The following is a 19529-nucleotide window of genomic DNA, read 5'->3' on the forward strand; positions in this document are numbered from 1 at the left end:
TCGGTTGCGATCGGCGGCGAGCAGACCGGCATCTATCCACGCGAACTTCCGGGCGGCTGGCAGCTGGTCGGGCGAACACCGTTGATCCTGTTCGACCCGTGTCGGGCGACGCCGTGCCTGCTCGCGGCTGGCGATCGCGTGCGCTTCCAGGCGATCGCCCAGCACGAGTTCGATGCGTTGGAAAAGGATCGATCCGCGTGAGCGTCCACGTGCTGAAACCGGGCGTGCTGAGCACCGTGCAGGATCGCGGACGCGTCGGTGGCGCGTCGTTCGGGATCGGGCACGCCGGACCGATGGACGAGGTCGCGTTCCGCCTCGCCAACGCGCTCGTCGGCAATGACAACCTTGCCGCGCTGGAGATCAGCGTGATCGGACCCCGCTTGCGCTTCGACGTCGACGCGACCATCGCACTGACCGGCGCACCGTTCCACGTGAGTATCGACGGCGAGCCGATGGCCATTTGGCAGCCGGTGTTTGCGAAGGCGGGTTCGGTCGTCGACATCGGCACGACGCGCCGTGGCACCCGCGCCTACCTCGCGGTCGCGGGCGGTTTTGATCTCGCGCCTACGCTGGGCAGCCGTGCAACCGACATCCATGCCGGGCTGGGGCCTTTGGACGGTCGACCATTGTCGGTCGGCGATGTGCTGAAGATCACGCGGCCTGCGCACGAAACAGTGGTGCAGACGCGACGCCGTGAGCGGGGCGAGGCAAGCGCGCATCCCAAAGCGTGGTCGCTTGATCCGCGACCCTGGTTCGATGAGGACGCAGGACATCCAATCCGTCTCATCCGCGGCACGCACCATTCGGCGCTGGACGACGCAGCGCTGACATCCCTCTACCAATGTGACTTCCGCATTTCCGTCGACTCGAACCGCGTGGGCTACCGTCTCGATGGAGCGCATCTGCACTTCACGGCGCCGATCGAATGCGTGAGCGAGGCGGTCGCGTTCGGCACCGTGCAGTTGCCGCCCGCGGGTCAACCGATCGTGCTGATGGCCGAGCATCCGACCACCGGCGGCTATCCGCGCATCGGCCAGGTCGCTGCGGTGGATTTTCCGCGACTCGCGCAGCGCAAGCCCGGTGATGGCGTGCGCTTCCGCGAAATCGACCGCGACGACGCGCAAAGACGCTATCTTGCGCGCGAACGCGAACTCGACCGGTTCGTCCTGACCATTGCGGAACGACTCGCCACGCATGAATGATCCGATTGCCGACACGACGGGTTCACCGGCGATGCGTGCCACGCGCGTCATCGATCTCAACTGCGATCTCGGCGAATCGTTCGGTGCGTGGACGATGGGCGCCGACTGCGATGTGATGCCGTTCATCACGTCGGCCAATGTCGCCTGTGGCTTTCACGCCGGCGACCCGGACACGATGCGCCGAACGGTCGCGCTGGCGGTCGCCTCGGGCGTCGCCATCGGCGCACATGTATCGCTGCCTGATCTCGTCGGCTTCGGCCGACGCGAAATGCGCATTTCAGCGGACGAGGCGCACGCAATGACGCTGTACCAGATCGGTGCCCTGGATGCGTTCGTGCGCTCGTCGGGTCGACGGCTGCAGCATGTCAAGCCACACGGCGCGCTTTACAACATGGCCGCGCGCGACGCGACCCTCGCCGATGCCGTCGCTGGCGCAGTGCGCGATTTCGATTCCGCTCTCGTGCTGGTCGGCCTTGCCGGAAGCGAACTGCCGCGCGCCGGGGAACGCGCGGGACTCGTCGTTTCGCACGAAGCCTTTTCCGATCGCCGCTACGAAACGGGCGGTGCGTTGACGCCACGACGCGAAGCCGATGCGGTGATCGAGGATGTGGATGCGGCGGTTGCGCAGGCGCTGTCCATTGCTATCCATGGTGTCGCCCAAACCCGCAACGGCGGCACCTTGGCGCTTCACGCCGACACGCTGTGTGTGCATGGCGACCGGACTGACGCCGCACGGTTCGCCCGTCGACTGCGCGCAGCGCTGGACGCGGCAGGCGTCATCGTCCGTGCGGAACGCGGACGATGAATTATTGGCCGCTCCTCGGCGTCGCAGTGGTCGTCGCGGGGTTCGTGACCCGCCGCAATCCGGTGCTCGTCGTCGTCGTGGCCGGACTGGTCAGCGGACTCGCTGCCGGAATGGGCATCGGAGACCTGCTCTCTCTCCTCGGCACGTCGTTCATCAGCAATCGGGCTTTGCTGCTGTTCGTGCTGACGCTGCCGGTGATCGGTTTGCTCGAACACCACGGCCTGCGCGAACGCGCGCAGGGTTGGATCGCCGGGTTCCGCTCGCTCACGCTCGCCCGCCTTCTGGTGAACTATCTGGGACTGAGACAAGTGCTGTCGATGTTTGGCCTGATCGATCTTGCCGGCCATGCGCAGACGGTTCGCCCGCTCCTCGCGCCGATGAGCGAGGCCGCTGCCGAGCGGGAGCGTCCGCTCGACGAAGCGAACCGCATGCGCGTGCGCGCGCTTGCCGCGGCAACCGACAACGTCGGACGCTTCTTCGGCGAAGACGTGTTCCTCGCATTCGGCGCGGTGCTGTTGATCCAGGGATTCTACGAACGCCAGGGCATCCATCTGGAACCGCTGGCGATTGCACTATGGGCGCTGCCGACCGCAATCGCGGCTTTCGTGATCCACGCGGTGCGCATTGCGTGGGTCGCCCGCTCGATCCGACGCCACAACCCAGCCGGAACAACGCCCCATGCTGCGGATTGAATACGCTTACTGGCTGATCGGCGCATTTCTGCTGGTTGCCGCAATGTTCAACGCGCGCGCGAAGCGATGGGCAATGACCGCATTCTGGGCCGTCCTCGCAACTCCGTTCCTGTTCGGCGAAGCGATCCTCGATGCGAACGCCCGAGGCGTGCGCTGGCCTGCGCAGGGGATGGGTCTGTGTGTGATCGCACTGGGTGCGCTGGCGGCGCGCGGCGATTTGCGCATGCTGCCGGAAGCCGCGTCCGCAGTGGCCGCACGCCTGCGATCGGCGGCCGCGCTCGGCAATCGACTGTTCCTCCCGGCGCTTGCGATTCCGGCGATCACACTTGCACTGGTGCTCGTCGCAAAATACGCCCAGTCGCGCGACTTCGCGCTGATCGACCCGGCGCAGCCAACGCTGGTTTCGCTGGCACTCGCGTGCGTCATCGCGTTGCTGATCGCCCTGCGCACGACCCGCGCGTCACCCGTCGAATCGCTGCGCCAGGGAACCCGGCTGCTCGACACGCTCGGCTGGGCCGCCCTTCTGCCGATGCTGCTTGCAACGCTCGGCAGCGTGTTCGCAGCCACGGGCGTCGGGGACTCGATCGCCTCCATCGTCGCGGTGCTGATCCCGACCGACAGTCGCATCGCCTGTCTCGCCGCATTCGTACTCGGAATGGTCGTGTTCACCGTGATCATGGGCAATGCGTTCGCCGCGTTTCCGGTGTTGATGGCCGGTATCGGACTGCCTCTGCTGGTTCTGCGCCACGGCGCCGACCCGGCCGTGCTCGGGTCGATCGGCATGCTCACCGGCTACTGCGGCACGCTGATGACGCCGATGGCGGCAAACTTCAACATTGTCCCCGCGGTGTTGCTCGAACTGCCCGACCAGTACGGAGTGATCCGCGCGCAACTGCCCACGGCGATCGCGCTGCTTGCAGTGAACATCGTGCTGCTCTACTTCCTCGCGTTCCGATGAGCATCGAACGAACCATCCTGCTGACCGGTTTCGAACCGTTTGGCGGTGAAACGATCAATCCTTCGCAGGAAATCGTGCGCGCACTAGACGGCGAACACATCGAAGGGCATCGGGTGATCGGCGCGATCCTGCCGGTGGTGTTCGCACCCACCCTTGCGCTGCTGGAATCGCTGCTCCATGCGCATCACCCTGCACTTGCGGTGGGCCTCGGGCAAGCGGGTGGCCGCAGCGGCCTTGCAATCGAGCGGGTCGCGATCAATCTGATCGACGCACGCATTGCCGACAACGAGGGCGTCCAGCCGCTCGACGAACCGATTGCCGCGGGAGCGACGGGTGCGTATTTCTCGACGCTCCCGGTCAAGGCGATGGCTGCGCGTCTTTCTGCGCTCGGCATTCCCGCAAGCGTCTCGCTCAGTGCAGGCAGCTTCGTCTGCAACCAGGCATTTTTTGTGCTCGCCCATCTGATTGCCGATCGGCATGCCGGAACAGGCGGCGGCTTCATCCATGTCCCGTGGCTGCCGGAACAGGCCATCCGCAACGCGGATCAGCCAAGCATGACGCTGGAGACGATGGTCGAGGGAGTGCGCGCCGCGCTTGCGTGCGCCATTCTGACGCCACACGACGTGCGCACTGCGGGTGGCGAGATCCACTGAGATGGTCGTCGGAGCCAACGGATCAAACGACTGAACCACGATGGGCACGAATGCGCGGAAAAGAGCACCTGATCTGCCCGTCTCCTCTTCGTGTTTCAGGCTTTCGCATTGCCTTTGCGCGACGACTCAACAGCCCTCGCCGGACTTCGATTCCGCGGTGACCTCGAGAATCAGCGTGCCGGTGGCCGCATATGGCAGCTTCACTTTGACCGCATCGGTCGTGTAGTAGAACCCACCCGGCGTTGCCGCCTTCACGGCGTCGCGCACCTCCGACTCATACGACTTTCCGACCACGTCGGGGAGCGTCGCGACCGCGAAACGTTTGACCTTGTCGAGCGTGACACAGCCGAGCAGACGCGAGCGGCGGAACGGTCGAATATCCAGATGCAGCGGTTTCGCCTCAACCGGATCCTGCGGCGTGTCGTCGGCCGCCAGCATGTAGAAATACGGCTTGAACACCATGTTGCCGTGGCCGTGGTCATTGCGCTCGGTTGCGATCTGCATGCGCAACGCAGCGTGCTCGACTTCTTCCGGAAGTTCGATCACGCGGTAGCGACTTTTTCCTTTCGGAAAATCCCGCTCCGGCGCTCGCGGTCCAATCTTCAGGCGGACAGGATGCCCGGGCTGCAAATCGATCGACCCGCTCGCCGGCGCATCGACCACCTTGGGGGTGGGGTGGCCGGAGCCGAACAGGCGCTCCTTCCATTCCGAATAGGTTTCGGTGATCAGCCGCAGAGGATTGGCTGAAAATGCAATGGCGCCATGTGCGGCGAACACGCACGCCAGAACGAGTGGAACGCGAAGACGATTCATGCGCAGGTGATGGGGGCACTATCGATCAGCACAACCGGCGCACCCTCATCCGCTCGCACAGTGACGCGCGCCGACAATCGATCAATGACTGCTGTCGGCGTCCGCCGGCGGGGCGGCGGCGGCTGGAGCAGCGGCGTTCTCGATCGGAGGCGGCGGGGGCGCGACGGCCGGCAAATCGATTGGCTTGAGGTCGCGCCCATCCTGCTCGAAGGCTTTCAGTTCGAGCGTTCGCGCAATCGACCCGATGACACGGCGCTGATCGTCGTTCCCGCCGCGCTTGAGCACGATGCCGGTGATGTGCTCGCGATCGCGCAGGTCGCCCATGTAGCCATACAGTTCGGCCTTTCCCATGGTTGATCCATCGATCGAGTATTTGTCGGCCTTGACCGGCCCCACCATCGCGTTGCCGTCACGGACGTCCGAACGTGCGACTGCAAGGCTCGTGGCCGCGAATCCCACCGCCAAAATCACGCTACGCATCATCTTGTTGTTCATGGTCCAGCGCTCCCGGAAGATTCAATGGATGCCGCAACGGCGGCGGTACGCCTGCCTATCTGGACGGCGGCACGTCATTGGCGGCCGGGGCCTGCTTGCTCGGCGATGCGTCTGCTTCCTTCAGCTCCGCCTTGATTTCGGAGATCTCGTCCTTTTCCTCAATGAACGCTCGGAACTTCATCTGGTAGGCAATCCGAGCCAACGCGATGATGTGTTCGTTCTTGATCTTTTCCTTTTCGCCGCGCTTCAGCAGGATGGTCGCCATCGGCAGCGCCTCCTCCTGTCGATAACGCAGCGCACTCTTGAGATCTTCAGTGGTCAGCGGCGCGCCATCCAGATCAAACTGGGTGTCCTTGTCCGCAATCAGCGTGAGGTCGAAGCCTGCGGGAATATTCGCATTGGGCACGGTATCGGGCTTGCTGCCGCCGCGGTGACACGCTCCGAGCAGCACTGCCGTGAGGGCGAGCGCGATGAATTTGCAGGACGATCCGATCGAAAAACTCCGCATGGTTCCGCCGACTCCAGATGGGTGCGATAACGCGTTATTGACAATTGATGCTGCAAGCGCTGCCCAAGCCTACCACCAGCCTTTGCGCAGGGCACCCGCACCGTGCGAATGCTTCACGCCTCATGCATGAGGCAACGTCACGCCGGTCTGCCCCATGTATTTTCCTCCGCGATCCTTGTAACTGGTTTCGCATTCCTCGTCAGACTCGAGGAACAGCATCTGTGCAACGCCTTCGTTGGCATAGATGCGCGCGGGCAATGTCGTAGTGTTGGAAAATTCCAGCGTGACATGGCCTTCCCACTCCGGCTCGAGCGGTGTCACGTTGACGATGATGCCGCAGCGCGCGTAGGTGCTCTTGCCGAGGCAGATCGTCAGCACCTTTCGCGGAATGCGGAAATATTCGACCGTACGCGCAAGCGCAAACGAATTGGGCGGGATGATGCATTCGTTCGCCTTCACGTCGATGAAGCTGCGCGAATCGAAATTCTTCGGATCGACGATCGTCGAGTTGATGTTGGTGAACACCTTGAATTCGTCGGCGCAGCGCACGTCGTAGCCGTAGCTCGATGTGCCATACGAGATCAGGCGTCGATCGCCCTCGACCTTGACCTGGCCGCGCTCGAACGGCTCGATCATCCTTTGCTGCTCCGCCATCTGGCGGATCCATCTGTCGCTTTTTATTGACATGGGAATCGGGAATCGAGAAGGGGGAATGGGTTCAGGCCAGTCGTCATGGGCGTGCGAAGATGAGGAAGGAACCGTTTTTCAATTCCCGATTCCGGTCTCTGCATGCCCCGTTGTCACGTATTTTGCACGACGATCTTCGGGAACGAGATCGCCTTGTTGCGGGCGCGCAGCGCAAGTCGCGCAGCGGTGTTGCGCGCAATCTCGCGATAACGGGCGGCAAGATCCGAATCGGGCATCGCGACCACGGTCGGCGTGCCGCTGTCGGCTTGCTCGCGGATGCGGATATCGAGCGGGAGCGAACCCAGCAACGGCACGTCGTATTGCGCGGCCATCCGCACGCCGCCGCCTTCGCCGAAGATGTGTTCTTCGTGGCCGCAGGCCGAGCACACGTGCGTCGACATGTTCTCGACGATGCCGAGCACCGGCACGTTGACCTTCTCGAACATCTTCAGGCCTTTCCTGGCGTCGAGCAGGGCGATGTCCTGCGGTGTCGTCACGATCACCGCACCGGACACCGGAATGCGCTGACAGAGTGTCAGCTGGATATCACCGGTGCCGGGCGGCAAGTCGATCACGAGGTAGTCGAGATCCGACCAGTTGGTCTCGCCGAGGAGTTGCTGCAATGCCTGGGTCGCCATCGGACCGCGCCAGATCATCGCGGTGTCTTCCTCGATCATCAGGCCGATCGACATCGCCTGGATGCCGTGGTTGCGCTTGGGCTCGATCCGCTTGCCGTCCGTCGTATCGGGTTTCCCGACCAGGCCGAGCATGCGCACCTGACTCGGGCCGTGGATGTCCGCATCAAGCAGGCCCACGCTCGCACCTTCGGCCTTCAGTGCGAGCGCGAGATTCGCAGCGACCGTCGACTTGCCCACGCCGCCCTTGCCGGACGCGACCGCGATGACGTTTTTCACACCCGGCAAGGGGGTCAAGCCCTGCTGCACCTCGTGCGCAAACACGCGACAGGCAACGCTGACCGCGGCGTGGGCGATTCCCGGATCGGCTTCAAGCGCTCTCTTGATGGTGTTGGCAATCGACGCCTGCACGGATAACGCGGGGTAGCCGAGCAGGATATCGACCGACACATCAGCGCCGGCGATCCCGACGCCGCGAACAGCGCCGCTGGTGACCAGATCGATTCCGGTGTGCGGATCGGTGACGCCAGCCAGGAGCTCCCTGACGTGCGTTTCGAGGAGTTGCGTCATTCGAGGGATGAACCGGAAAGCAGGGTGCGCATTATGCCAGCGCGATTGCGCTGCGGCGCGGCTTGACGCCCCTTGATCGGAGCGGCAAGTTGCAGCGGCACCCACCCCCTTCAGGAGTTCCGCCATGCTGCACTTTCGCCAAACCGCCCTGCTCTCCCTCGCGCTGGCCATCGGTGTGCCCGCGCTGGCGGCTGACATCAGCCCCGTCGGCACGTGGACCAGCATCGATGACGCCACCGGAAAACCAAAGTCGATCGTGCAGATCACCGAAACGGGCGGCAAGCTCGAAGGCAAGGTGCTCGAAGTGCTGCAGTCCGATCAGGGACCGCATCCGGTCTGCAAGGAGTGCGATGGCGATCGCAAGAACCAGCCGATCGAAGGCATGACGATCATCTGGGATGTGCAGAAGGATGGTGACGTCTGGGACGGCGGCAAGATCCTCGATCCGAAGAACGGCAAAACCTACAAGGTGAAGCTCACCCTCACCGACAACGGCCAGAAACTCGATGTCCACGGTTACGTCGGTTTCGCGATGCTCGGCCGCTCGCAGGTTTGGGAGCGCAAGGCTCCTTAGCAACACAGACCGGGGGCACGGTAAACGACGGTCACCTCGCTTCGCGTGTCGGGGCAGTGACTTCCATCAGGGAGCGCGGCGGCAACTCGCTTTCGGGTTGACGCCTGGCGATCCTGGAGCTCCTCGGCCGCGGGCTTCACGGACCCTCGAATCCGTCATTGAAAATAACGTCCGACTGGAAGATGGCAATTCCCTGTTGATAGGCGGAGTCGAACGTGACGAACGATCCACCCGCGTAGAGCGTGCCGTTTGGAGTAACCGCGAGCGCTTGAACGATGGCGCCGGGATGGCCGTTCGGGTTGAAGTCCGTGGCGCTGCCGTCGTCGTCGTTCAACTCCGCGAGGATGTTGCGCGGCTGGCCGCCAATCGTGCTGAAGGATCCGCCTGCGTAGACGACCTTTCCGGAAACGGCGATCGACGAAACGCCTCCACCCGTTACCGGGTCACTGGCTTGGGGATCGAATGGCGTCGGCACGCCATCGCTTTCGCCGATCCCCACCATGTTGGTCCGCGGCACGCCGTGGATCGAGGTGAAATTACCGCCGGCGTAGATCGTCGTGCCGGAAATGGCTAGCGCAAGGACGTTGCCCAGTTCGGTCGCGTCGGGATCCCAGTCCGTGGCGGCTGCATCGGCTGCGCTGAGCGCGGCAAGCTTGTTGCGGGCCTGTCCTCCGATCTGGGTGAAATTGCCGCCGACATAGAGAAGGGGACCTTTCGCCACGAGGGCGTCGACCTCGTTGTTCGCCTGTGGATCCCACGAGGTCGCCGCGCCACTCGCGGCATCGATCGCGCCGAGGAAGGTACGGGGTTGCCCTCCCAGGTTGAAGAAGCTGCCGCCGGCGTACACGGTGGAACCCGACACGGCCAACGACAGGATGATCCCGTCGGTGCCCGGATCCCAGCCGGTCGCCATGCCGGTGGTCGTATCGAGCGCGGCGATGCCGGCGCGCGGCTGTCCACCCATGGTCGAGAAATATCCCGAGACATAGAGGGTCGAATCGGCCACGGCGAGCGCGGTGACCTGCGGATCTTCATCGACACTGCCCGGCCCCGTGTCGAAGCTGGTGGGAGAGCCATCTGCCGCATTCAGCGCCGCAACGCCCTTGCGTACGACGCCCCCGAGAGAACTGAAGTAGCCGCCAAGATAGATGTCCGAATTTGCAACGCCGATCGATAAAACAAGCTTGTTCGGGTTCGGATTGAACGCAGTCGCGGAACCGTCGGCGAGGTTGAGTTGCGCGACGTAGTTGCGGGGCTGCCCTCCGATCGACGGTGACCCGTCTCGGGAATTGAAGCCGCCCGAGATATACATGGTGGATCCCGAGATCACCATGTTGAAGATCGTGTTGTTGGAATGCGGATCGAATGACGTGGCCGTGCCATCGACGCGATTGAGCTCTGCAAGGTTGGACCGTGCCTGGCCTGCAATCGTGTCATACAGACCTCCGACGAATACGGATGACCCCGATACCGTGATTCCGAAAATTTGCGCGCATGCGCCGCATTGGAAATAGCTGGGGTCCGGGTTGAAGCCTGGCACCGCGACGCCGTCGTTCGCTCCACCGAGACTCACCGCCGCAATGTTCGTGCGCGGTTGCCCGCCCATCGCCGCAAAAGATCCGCCTGCGTACAGCGTGGAGCCGGCGACGGCGAGCGTAACGACGACGCCGGTGTCGTTGGCACCGGCCACGTTCGCATTGAAGGACGCAATGGCGGAGCCACTGGCCGGGTCGAGTGCAGCGAGCGACGGACGAGCGAGACCTCCGATGGTCGTAAACCGGCCACCGGCATAGACGATCGAACCATCGTCGGACAACGCCAACGTCTCCACATCCATGTCCGCATTCGGACTGAATGCGGTGAGACTTCCGTCGGCGACGTTGAGTGCTGCGATGTGATTACGTGTCTGGCCGCCGACCGATGTGAAAGAGCCGGCTGCGTACAGCGTGGAACCCGAGAGCGCGAGCGCGTGGACCGCATCATCCACGACAGGGTGGAAATTGGGGTCGACGCTGTGATCGGAGAGGATGTGCGCCAGATTGGTACGTGGCAGATCCCCGACATGCGTGAACAGACCACCCACGTACCAGCCGCCGGCACCGTCGGCGATGACCTTATTCAATCCACCACCGAAGCCGATGAACGCGCTCGGTCCTGACCCGGCGATCTCCGGCAAGCCTGCGTGCTGCGATCCGTCGGGACCCACTTCGACGCCGGGACCGGTGCGAAGCCCGATCCGATCGAACGATCCGCCGTTGTAGATCGTGTTGCCTGCCTGCGCGCCGGCCCGCACCGGACCATTGGTGACGTAGTTGCCGACCGGACGATCCGGAAGGGCTGCCGACGCGACCCGCGGCGGGCCACCAAACGAAAGAGCAATGAAGGACCCGACACCGATGGCCAGGAAGCGGGATGCAGCGGGACGCCACCCGTTCCGGACACTGCTGCGCGCGGTCAAGTAGTCGACGGACAGGACGGTCATTGTGTTTCCTTTCGAGTGTCTGAAGCGGAGGAAAAGCGGCGATCGGAAAGCGTGCCCGGAATCGTTGTGCACGATGTGCTGAACGATCCCGACCGACTTTGCGCCGATCCGCAGCGTGCGAGGCGAAACGATGGCTTGGCGCCCGCACGATCCGGTGGCGAGCACACGATTGGAGTGTCGGCTTTTGATCGCAAGCGTGTCTACGCGTTTTCTGTCTGATCTACGCCATGTCTTGATCAGACAAACCAGATCGCTTTCCGAAACCGACCGGAACACCGGGTTGTTGGCCGCAAGCACGCGGAGCGACCACCACTCGCGCAGCTTGGTTCAACGCCGCGAACGCGGCCTTGGCTTCTGACTCGACATCGGCGGCGATTTGGCACGGATGGCGGCAAGCCATCCCGCCTGAAATCGGGTTCTCGCGCCGAGCACTTTCAGCAGGTCGACGATCCGGCGCGCCACCGTGCGTTCGGAAACATCAAGCTTATGCGCGATTGTCTTGTCGTTGAGTCCCGCGGTGAGCAGCGGCAGCAATTGTTCGAGTTCGGCCGACAGACCCGCTCGCGAGTCACCGATGGTCGCTGTCCCTGAACTCGCGAACGTGATGGGTGCCGCCTTGTCCCAGAGAATTTCGAACATCGTGTAGAAGGCTTCGAGCAATGCGGAATAACGTACGAGCATCAATGGATTGTCGGCTTGCTCGGGATTGAGAAAGATCAGGGCGATCCGGCGGTCGACCAGGACCATCTTGAACGGAAGCGACGGCAGGACCCGCGCCGCCTCCCCTGCCAGGACATGGGCGCGAATGTGCTCGAGGGCACCGGGGATCGTCAGAATCTCCGCGTCATTGATCGTGCGCACCCGCACGCCACGCGCCTGCACGATGCGTTGAATTTCGTCGGGTTCGGAACTCTTGAGCGATGTGTACAGCACGGGGGCGCGAACGAAGACATCGATTTCGTGCTCGGCCGAACCGTGGACCTGCGCCAAGAGCAGTCGGCCGGCATCGCGACTGCTGACCAATTCGATGATCTGCTCCTGCTTGATCTGCGGGCCGGCCGCGGCCAGCTGCTGCAGCTCCCGAATCATTCCCTGTGCCCTTTGCATCGATTGCTGCAGGTGCATGGTGAGCGCCTGAATGGCGATGTCGGGCGGGGCCGGTCGGTAGCGCGGTGGCCGCTCCGGCGAGCGCGTCGCGAGTCCTTTCGACTCGAGCACATCGAGCAGGCGTTGCGTCTTGCGCAACGTGAACCGCGGTTCCTCGGAGGCCTCGGCAGCGGTGGCCGCGCCTTTGACCAGCAGCACGCGATAGATCCGTTCCTCGTCGGGGCCGATTCCGAGAACCTCGAGCGGCCGGGAGTCACTGGAGTCGATCTGCGTGGGGGTCATCGGCGCGCTTGGGTACCAGCAGGAGTGTGTCGCGCGGCCTCGGCCGCAAGGAACGTGCGTCGGCATCCCTCATGCATTCAACGGGCGCGCCGGCGCGGTAGCGCGGACTATACCAACCGATCAACCGGCAGGCGTCGCATCGACGCCAGCGAAGGCGTGTCATAATTTCAAGCTGCATCCATCAGCGGAAGCTCACGACGCATGACTGCGCCGACACGGAACATCCTCGCCACCTCGGCGCTCCCCTACGCAAATGGCCGCATCCACCTCGGACACATCGTCGAGCATGTGCAGTCGGACATCTGGACGCGCGCGATGCGCATGGCCGGCCACACGGTCCATTTCGTCTGCGCCGATGACGCACACGGCAGCGGCATCATGCTGCGCGCCGAGAGCGAAGGCACCACGCCGCAGGCGCTGATTGCGCGGGTGTGGGAAGAACACACCGCGGACCTGCGCGATTTCGGCGTCGAGTACGACCACTACTCGACCACCGACAGTGCCGCCAATCGCGATCTCACGGCGCGAATCTGGAAGGCGCTCGTTGCGGGCGGCCACACCGAATCGCGTCCAGTGAAGCAGTTGTTCGATCCGCAGAAGGAAATGTTCCTGCCGGATCGCTTCATCAAGGGCGAATGTCCGAACTGCCACAGCCTGGACCAGTACGGCGACGCGTGCGAGGTGTGTGGCAAGACGTACAACCCGACCGACCTGATCCATCCGTATTCGGTCGTGTCCGGAGCAACGCCGGTCGAGAAGGAATCGAACCACCTGTTCGTCAAGCTCGCGAACTTCGAAGAGATGCTGAAAGCGTGGCTGATCGAACGCCGCGATGCCGGCAAGTTGCAAAGCGAAGTCGTGAACAAGCTGCAGGAATGGTTCGCCGACGGCCTGCGCAGCTGGGATGTGTCACGCGACGCGCCGTACTTTGGTTTCGAAATTCCCGACGAGCCGGGCAAGTTCTTCTACGTCTGGGTCGATGCACCGGTCGGCTATCTCGCAACGTTCAAGGAACTGTGCGAAAGCGGCAAGAAAGCGGATCTGTCGGTCACCGACTTCGAGCGCTATACGCGCGCCGATACGGCCGACACCGAGATGGTGCATTTCATCGGCAAGGACATCGTGTACTTCCACACGCTGTTCTGGCCGGCGATGTTGCATGGCGCAGGCCTGCGCACGCCGACGGCGGTGAACGTGCATGGCTTCCTCACCGTCGATGGCGCGAAGATGTCCAAGTCGCGCGGGACGTTCGTCAATGCGCGCACCTACCTCGATCATCTCGACCCGGACTATCTTCGTTACTACCTCGCGACGTTGCTCGGGCCGACGCTGGCAGATCTCGACCTTGACCTGAAGGCGTTCGAAGAGCGGGTGAATTCGCACCTGGTCGGCAAGTGGGTGAACATCGCGAGCCGCTGCGCCGGATTCATCGAGAAGTTCTTCGACGGCAAGCTCTGCGACTCGCTGGATGAGGAGGAAGGCACAGTCGCCAGCGATCGCTACGACCGAACCGTGGCGGAATTGCTGCGACCGTGCGTGAAATTGTATGAGCAACGGGACTACGCAGCCGTCACCCGCCTGCTGGTGCAAAGTGCCGACGTTGCGAATGATTTCATCGCGACACAGAAGCCGTGGTCGCTTGCGAAGGACGAGGCACGCCGTGATGACCTCCATCGCGTCTGCACGCTGGCGATCAACATCTTCCGTGCCACTGCGTGTTATCTCAAACCGATCATTCCCTCGACGGTGAAGCGGGCTGAGGAATTTCTCGGTGTCGAGTTCAAGCGGTTCTCGGATGTCGACGACCCGCTCCTTGGAACGTCTCTTCGGCCCTTTGCCATGCTCCAGTCCCGAATCGAACCTGCGAAGATTGCCGCCATGATCGAAGCCTCCAAAGAATCGCTCCAGCCTGCCAACTCGGTTGTGGGAGCGGCTTCAGCCGCGGCAGGCATCGCGCCGAAAACCGCCGGACAGGACAAGAGCATCGCGGCTGAAGCCGCTCCTGCAAAGTCCCCGATTGCGGCGCCCGTGCCGGACGCTGCCGCAGCGCCGATTTCCATCGACGACTTCGCCAGACTCGACCTGCGTGTCGCCAAGGTTGTCGCGTGCGACTTCGTCGAAGGGTCGGACAAACTGTTGCGTTTCGAACTGGATGCGGGCGATCTCGGCACGCGTCAGATCTTCTCGGGCATTCGCGCAGCGTATGGCGAACCGGAAAAGCTTGTCGGGCGCAGCGTCGTGTTCATCGCCAACCTCGCGCCGCGCAAGATGCGCTTCGGCGTGTCCGAAGGCATGATCCTGTCGGCAGGCAGCGGTGGAGCCGATCTCTTCCTGCTCGACGCCGACAGCGGCGCGACGGCAGGGATGCAGGTCAAGTAGCGCCGTTCGACGGAATGCCACGAGCGCATCATGGCCGAGCCGCATGAAACCGTGCCTTTCCGGCGACAATTCATCGCGAGCGTCCGGCGCAATGCCGTCGCGCTGATCAGCCTGACGGTCGCGCTGTTCGGCACCAGCTACAACACGTGGCGCAACCAGACCACGGAAGCCCATCGCAACACGCGGGCCGCCGGATTCATGGTGCTGGAAACGCTTGGCCAACTGCAGGAAATCGCCGACCGGCGCTACTATGGCGGAGATCACAGCGACGAAAACCGGCTGAGCGGCTGGGGCAAGGTCACCGTGATCCGCGACATGTCGACCCTGGTTTCCGTCAACGTGGACACGCAGGGGCACGCGGTGTTCGCTGCGTGGCAGGAGAACGTCGACAAGCTCGACACCGGCGACGCTCAAGCGGAAGAATCCGTGACCCGCGCGATCTCCGCGTTGCGCGACGGGGTGATCGCCGACCTGCGTGCGTTGAACTAGAAGCGCGGCGAAAACGCGCGCCCGACGCGTCCGCGACGGAAGCGACGGTTCGCCCTTTGGGCGCACCCCGTGCTGCCACCGTTCCCGGCGCGGCGCATCCAAGCGTCTCCTCCTCCGGGTTTCGCCCGCTACGCACCGGCCCGCCGGCAAGCCTCGCTACAATCCACACAACATGTCCCTCGCCGACCGCATCGACGCCGTCCTTCCGCAAACCCAGTGCACGCGCTGCGGATACCCGACCTGTGCCGCGTACGCGCATGCAATCGCCAACGAGAACGCAGGAATCGACCGCTGTCCACCCGGCGGAGCCGATGGTGTGAAGGCACTCGCCCGCGTCACCGGTCGCTCGCCCGTCCCCCTCGATCCGACGTATGGGTTGGAGCAGCCGGCCCTCGTCGCAATCATCGACGAAGACGTGTGCATCGGCTGCACCAAGTGCATCCAGGCCTGCCCGGTCGACGCAATCGTCGGCGCGGCGAAACGCATGCACACGATCATCGCGGCGGAATGCACGGGTTGCGAACTGTGCCTGCCGCCATGCCCGGTCGATTGCATTGCACTGGTGCCGATCGGGACGACTCCGCCCCCACGCTCGCAGGTGCTCGAAACGGCAGCGCGCGCGCGCTCACGTTACGAGAATAGAGAGCGAAGGTTTGCGCGCGCAGCCGATGTTGACTCGGTGGGAGCGGCTTCAGCCGCGATGGTTTCCGGAATTCCGAGCAAAAGCAACTCGGCTGAAGCCGCTCCTACGACAATCAACGCATCGCAGCCCCTGAGCCGAAGCGCCGTTCTCGATGCCATCGCCCGCGGCAAGGCAAAGCGCGCCGGGCGCATGCCGGACCCATCCGACGCATGAAGCGCGAACAGGTGATCGAACTGTTCCGCCGCCTGCGCGAACTCGATCCGCACCCGACCACCGAACTCGACTACACCACGCCGTTCGAATTGCTGGTGTCGGTGATCCTGTCGGCGCAGGCGACCGATGTCGGCGTCAACAAGGCGACGAAGAAGCTCTATGCGGTCGCCAATACGCCGCAACAGATCCTCGATCTGGGCGAGGCGCGCCTCAAGGCCTCCATCAGCTCGATCGGTCTGTTCAACGCAAAGGCGAAGAACGTGATCGCGACATGCAGGATTCTCGTCGACAAGCACGGCGGCGACGTTCCGCACTCACGCGAAGCGCTCGAAGCGCTGCCAGGCGTCGGCCGCAAGACCGCGAACGTGGTGCTCAACACCGCGTTCGGCGAGCCGACGATCGCGGTCGACACGCACATTTTCCGGGTCGCGAACCGCACTGGTCTGGCGAAGGGCGACGATGTGCGCACGGTCGAGGACAAGCTGGTCAGGGTAGTCCCGCAAGAATTCCGTCACGACGCGCACCACTGGCTGATCCTGCACGGCCGCTATGTGTGCAAGGCGCGCAAACCGGCTTGCCCCGTCTGCGCAATCAACGATCTGTGCGCGTACCGGCACAAGACGCCGGCAAATGCGTAGCGCGCTGGCGTCGACGACCTGGATTTGAATGGACATCGCATGACAACCGACACGTCCGAATGCGCACGCGTTCGTGGGAGTGGCTTCGGATGCGATGGCGTTCTGTGGAAAGACCCGCAAGAGCATCGGGGCTGATGCCCCTCCCATGGAAGTGATCGTCGCCCTGTGTTCAACCGCGCGATGAAGCATGCGCCATCATCGATCTGTCTCATCAATGTCATATCAAGCACTTGTGACAGAGTCCCGAGCGATTCGTCACGTCCGCAACCGCAGTGCGCGGCGACGTAACAACGAGACAGCGTTAAAAACCTGTTGAACCGTCATCGGACCGTAACAAGAGGCCACCAGACTGCGCGCCAGTTCAGCCGCACTCTCCGAGGACTCCGATGAAACTGCGACACGCGATTGCCGCCACTCTTTTCTGCGCCTATGGCACCAACGCCATGGCCTACGACTGGCTCAATGATTGGCCGACCAAGTACAAGCCCGCCGATGGATACGAATTCGGGTTCAAGGGTCTGTACCAGTACGAGCTCAACCAGTTCAGTGGTGACACGACCGATCCGCGCACGGGGAAGGAACTCCTGTCCGACGCGAACGCGTGGCGCCGCAAGGAATTCAACTTCTACGGCAAGCTGCCGGGCGGTTGGGACTTCAACATCGGCTACGACTTCACGGTGAGCGGATTCAAGACCACACCGTCGGGTGCGGGTGTCCACGGCCAGTGGATCGACAATTTCATCCGCTACAGCAACAAGCAGGTCGGAGATTTCCGCGTCGGCCAGTTCAAGACCCCGGTCGGCTGGGAAGAAACGATCAGCTCGAGCGCCACTACGTTCCTCGAACGCGCGCTTCCGGTGCAGGCCACCAACATGGGACGCCGAATCGGCTTCGACTGGACCTACACCGGCATTCCGAACTGGTTGCTCTACGCGGCGTATTTCAGCGGCGGCGACCTTGGCGGTGACAACGATGGTGACGGCCCCGCCGCGCGCGTCGTGTGGAATCCGGTCAACCGCCAGCCGGGCGCCGGCTCGCGCGAACAAAGTGAAGTGTTCCATCTCGGCATCGCCGCGTCGCAGGAAGATCGCGATGCAACCACGGATGGTCGCGGGATCGTCTCAAATCCGTCCGCACAGTTCCGTGCAAAGCCCGAAGCAGGCCTGATTGGCACCCGGCTGATCGACACTGGAAAGCTCAGTTTGCCCGGCACGATCGATCGCGTCGGATTTGAAGGCGCGTGGATTCACGGGCCGCTGCTGGTGCAGGGTGAATACCTGACCTTCAGCGCAGATCCCAAGGGGAAGCCGAGCTTCACCGGAGATGGCTATTACATCCAGGGTTCGTGGGTATTGACCGGCGAGAGCCGTCCGTACAGCAAGGGCTCGATCGGCAATGTGCGCCCGAGCCACGACTACGGAGCGTTCGAAATCGCTGCGCGCTACAGCCAGCTTGATCTCAACGACGGCCCGGTGCTTGGCGGCAAGCAGAACGACATCACTGTCGGTGCGAACTGGTATCTCGGCCAGCATCTGAAATTCCAGGCCAACTACATTTGGGCCCAGAGCACCAAGCATTACGGCGCACCGGTCAACGGCGACGCCGATGTGGATCCGCGCGTGTTCGAACTGCGCGCGCAGGTCTACTTCTAAGGCTGGTCTCGCCGAAACGAACTCTCCTTTGGGGGCGCCATCAGCGCCCCCTTTTTTATGCACGATCGTCGGGTGACGCGTTGACGGATTGTTACGCGGAGGAACCGGCGACGACATCCGACACGGTGTAGCGCCCCACGTCCCTGCCCGCGATCCAGCGTGTCGCTTCGATGGCGCCGCGCGCAAAAATGTCGCGGTCGGTCGCGCGATGGGTCAGCTCGATACGCTCGCCCCGGGTCGCGAAGAGCACCGTGTGCTCGCCAACGATGTCGCCGCCACGCGTCACTGCGAAGCCGATCTCGCCAACCATCCGCGGCGCATCGTTGCCCGAACCAGAGAGTTGGGCAACGCGGTCGAAGTCCTGCCCGCGCGCTGCAGCCGCTTCGCGACCAAGAGCGATTGCGGTGCCCGACGGCGCATCCTTCTTGCCACTGTGGTGCGATTCGGCAATCTCACAGTCCCAGCCCGGCAACGCTTTGGCGGCTTGCGCGACCAGCCGTGCGAGCACCGCCACACCGAGACTGAAGTTCGCGCTCCACAGCACAGGGATGATCGCCGCTGCCCGATCGAGTGCGTCGCGCTGGCGCGCATCGAGGCCGGTCGTGCCGCTGATGAATGCAATGCGTCGTTTCACTGCAAGCGCGAGTGCGCCGTCGAACGCGGCTGCATTGCTGAAATCGATGAGCACCTGCGGATGCAGGTCGTCGTCGAGAGACGATGCATGCAGAAGCGCGGACTGCGCGACGGAAACCGCAATGCCGTCGAGGCTGCTACCAGGGCGCACCATCACCGCCACGACGGACAGGTCATCGCAGTCGCCGAGCAGACGAAGGATGGATTGCCCCATGCGTCCAGCTGCACCATGGACGGCGACGTTGATGGGTGGGCTCACTCAATGGCTCCGTGAATCTGGGCAGTCGAACGCATGCGACGCTCACAATGCAGCGACATCGAAGCGATGTAAATGGACAGCGCGCGTGCGCGACGATCAAAGGTGGATCTGTGCGAGCGGCTTCAGCCGCGATGCTCTTCGTGAACCATCGATAGAGCAT

General features: G+C 63.3%; 20 protein-coding genes. 12 read left to right on the forward strand and 8 right to left on the reverse strand.

All coding sequences use genetic code 11. From position 1 onward, the window contains the following. The 6 genes from ABIV12_RS05970 to pcp form a co-directional block, all read left to right on the forward strand. Positions 1 to 201, forward strand: a 201-nt coding sequence (locus tag ABIV12_RS05970) for a carboxyltransferase domain-containing protein (protein ID WP_348057251.1), incomplete at its 5' end; no start/stop codon positions are given. Further along, entirely contained in the window at positions 198 to 1202 is a 1005-nt protein-coding gene (locus tag ABIV12_RS05975) for a biotin-dependent carboxyltransferase family protein (protein ID WP_348057253.1), read from the forward strand. The genes ABIV12_RS05970 and ABIV12_RS05975, both read left to right, overlap by 4 nt. Then, entirely contained in the window at positions 1195 to 2007 is an 813-nt protein-coding gene (locus ABIV12_RS05980; RefSeq protein ID WP_348057255.1) for a 5-oxoprolinase subunit PxpA, read from the forward strand. The genes ABIV12_RS05975 and ABIV12_RS05980 overlap by 8 nt, the downstream gene beginning before the upstream one ends. Beyond that, a complete protein-coding gene (locus ABIV12_RS05985; RefSeq protein WP_348057256.1) occupies positions 2004 to 2699 on the forward strand; it encodes a DUF969 family protein in 696 nt (231 codons plus the stop codon). The genes ABIV12_RS05980 and ABIV12_RS05985 overlap by 4 nt, the downstream gene beginning before the upstream one ends. Then, positions 2686 to 3657: a DUF979 domain-containing protein gene (locus tag ABIV12_RS05990; protein ID WP_348057258.1), complete on the forward strand. Its 972-nt coding sequence runs from the start codon at positions 2686 to 2688 to the stop codon at positions 3655 to 3657. Before ABIV12_RS05985 ends, ABIV12_RS05990 begins: the two co-directional genes overlap by 14 nt. Next, entirely contained in the window at positions 3654 to 4310 is a 657-nt protein-coding gene (gene pcp / locus ABIV12_RS05995) for a pyroglutamyl-peptidase I (RefSeq protein WP_348057260.1), read from the forward strand. The genes ABIV12_RS05990 and pcp overlap by 4 nt, the downstream gene beginning before the upstream one ends. A 126-nt stretch (positions 4311 to 4436) precedes the next feature. Here the strand turns inward: pcp and ABIV12_RS06000 are convergent, their stop codons facing one another. The 5 genes from ABIV12_RS06000 to apbC all read right to left on the reverse strand — a co-directional run bounded on the left by ABIV12_RS06000 (position 4437) and on the right by apbC (position 8018). After that, a complete protein-coding gene (locus tag ABIV12_RS06000) occupies positions 4437 to 5123 on the reverse strand; it encodes a hypothetical protein (RefSeq protein ID WP_348057262.1) in 687 nt (228 codons plus the stop codon). Positions 5124 to 5204: 81 nt separating this feature from the next. Then, positions 5205 to 5618, reverse strand: coding sequence for a hypothetical protein (locus ABIV12_RS06005; protein ID WP_348057264.1), 414 nt, complete (start codon positions 5616 to 5618; stop codon positions 5205 to 5207). A 55-nt stretch (positions 5619 to 5673) separates the two neighbouring features. Continuing rightward, positions 5674 to 6126: a hypothetical protein gene (locus tag ABIV12_RS06010; RefSeq protein ID WP_348057265.1), complete on the reverse strand. Its 453-nt coding sequence runs from the start codon at positions 6124 to 6126 to the stop codon at positions 5674 to 5676. A 120-nt stretch (positions 6127 to 6246) separates the two neighbouring features. Beyond that, positions 6247 to 6813 (reverse strand): dCTP deaminase, encoded by a 567-nt coding sequence (gene dcd / locus ABIV12_RS06015; RefSeq protein WP_348057267.1) that lies wholly within the window; start codon positions 6811 to 6813, stop codon positions 6247 to 6249. A 113-nt stretch (positions 6814 to 6926) separates the two neighbouring features. Continuing rightward, on the reverse strand, positions 6927 to 8018 hold the full coding sequence (gene apbC / locus ABIV12_RS06020; RefSeq protein ID WP_348057269.1) for an iron-sulfur cluster carrier protein ApbC: 1092 nt from the start codon (positions 8016 to 8018) through the stop codon (positions 6927 to 6929). Positions 8019 to 8142: 124 nt separating this feature from the next. Between apbC and ABIV12_RS06025 the strand changes: the two genes are divergently transcribed. Beyond that, positions 8143 to 8592 carry a DUF2147 domain-containing protein gene (locus ABIV12_RS06025; protein ID WP_348057271.1) on the forward strand — a complete coding sequence of 150 codons (450 nt, stop codon included), beginning with the start codon at positions 8143 to 8145 and terminating at the stop codon, positions 8590 to 8592. Between the two features lie 136 nt (positions 8593 to 8728). On the opposite strand, the gene ABIV12_RS06030 is transcribed toward ABIV12_RS06025, so the two are convergent. Beyond that, positions 8729 to 11074, reverse strand: coding sequence for a hypothetical protein (locus tag ABIV12_RS06030; RefSeq protein ID WP_348057273.1), 2346 nt, complete (start codon positions 11072 to 11074; stop codon positions 8729 to 8731). A gap of 327 nt (positions 11075 to 11401) precedes the next feature. Next, complete coding sequence (locus ABIV12_RS06035) at positions 11402 to 12463, reverse strand: helix-turn-helix domain-containing protein (protein WP_348057274.1); 1062 nt, start codon at positions 12461 to 12463, stop codon at positions 11402 to 11404. Between the two features lie 201 nt (positions 12464 to 12664). Between ABIV12_RS06035 and metG the strand changes: the two genes are divergently transcribed. From metG to ABIV12_RS06060, 5 genes are all read left to right on the forward strand, one after another. Further along, positions 12665 to 14842: a methionine--tRNA ligase gene (gene metG / locus ABIV12_RS06040; RefSeq protein WP_348057276.1), complete on the forward strand. Its 2178-nt coding sequence runs from the start codon at positions 12665 to 12667 to the stop codon at positions 14840 to 14842. A 30-nt stretch (positions 14843 to 14872) separates the two neighbouring features. Next, positions 14873 to 15331 carry a hypothetical protein gene (locus tag ABIV12_RS06045; RefSeq protein ID WP_348057277.1) on the forward strand — a complete coding sequence of 153 codons (459 nt, stop codon included), beginning with the start codon at positions 14873 to 14875 and terminating at the stop codon, positions 15329 to 15331. 172 nt (positions 15332 to 15503) lie between these two features. Continuing rightward, a complete protein-coding gene (locus ABIV12_RS06050) occupies positions 15504 to 16187 on the forward strand; it encodes an RnfABCDGE type electron transport complex subunit B (RefSeq protein WP_348057279.1) in 684 nt (227 codons plus the stop codon). Further along, positions 16184 to 16825, forward strand: coding sequence for an endonuclease III (gene nth, locus ABIV12_RS06055; protein WP_348057281.1), 642 nt, complete (start codon positions 16184 to 16186; stop codon positions 16823 to 16825). Before ABIV12_RS06050 ends, nth begins: the two co-directional genes overlap by 4 nt. 386 nt (positions 16826 to 17211) lie before the next feature. Beyond that, positions 17212 to 18477: an OprO/OprP family phosphate-selective porin gene (locus ABIV12_RS06060; RefSeq protein WP_348057283.1), complete on the forward strand. Its 1266-nt coding sequence runs from the start codon at positions 17212 to 17214 to the stop codon at positions 18475 to 18477. Positions 18478 to 18568: 91 nt separating this feature from the next. Here ABIV12_RS06060 and dapB read toward each other — a convergent pair whose 3' ends face one another. After that, positions 18569 to 19369 (reverse strand): 4-hydroxy-tetrahydrodipicolinate reductase, encoded by an 801-nt coding sequence (dapB, locus tag ABIV12_RS06065; RefSeq protein ID WP_348057285.1) that lies wholly within the window; start codon positions 19367 to 19369, stop codon positions 18569 to 18571. Positions 19370 to 19529: the final 160 nt, after the last annotated feature.

It is taken from the genome of Dokdonella sp., from assembly GCF_039926425.1.
Classification (GTDB): domain Bacteria; phylum Pseudomonadota; class Gammaproteobacteria; order Xanthomonadales; family Rhodanobacteraceae; genus Dokdonella_A.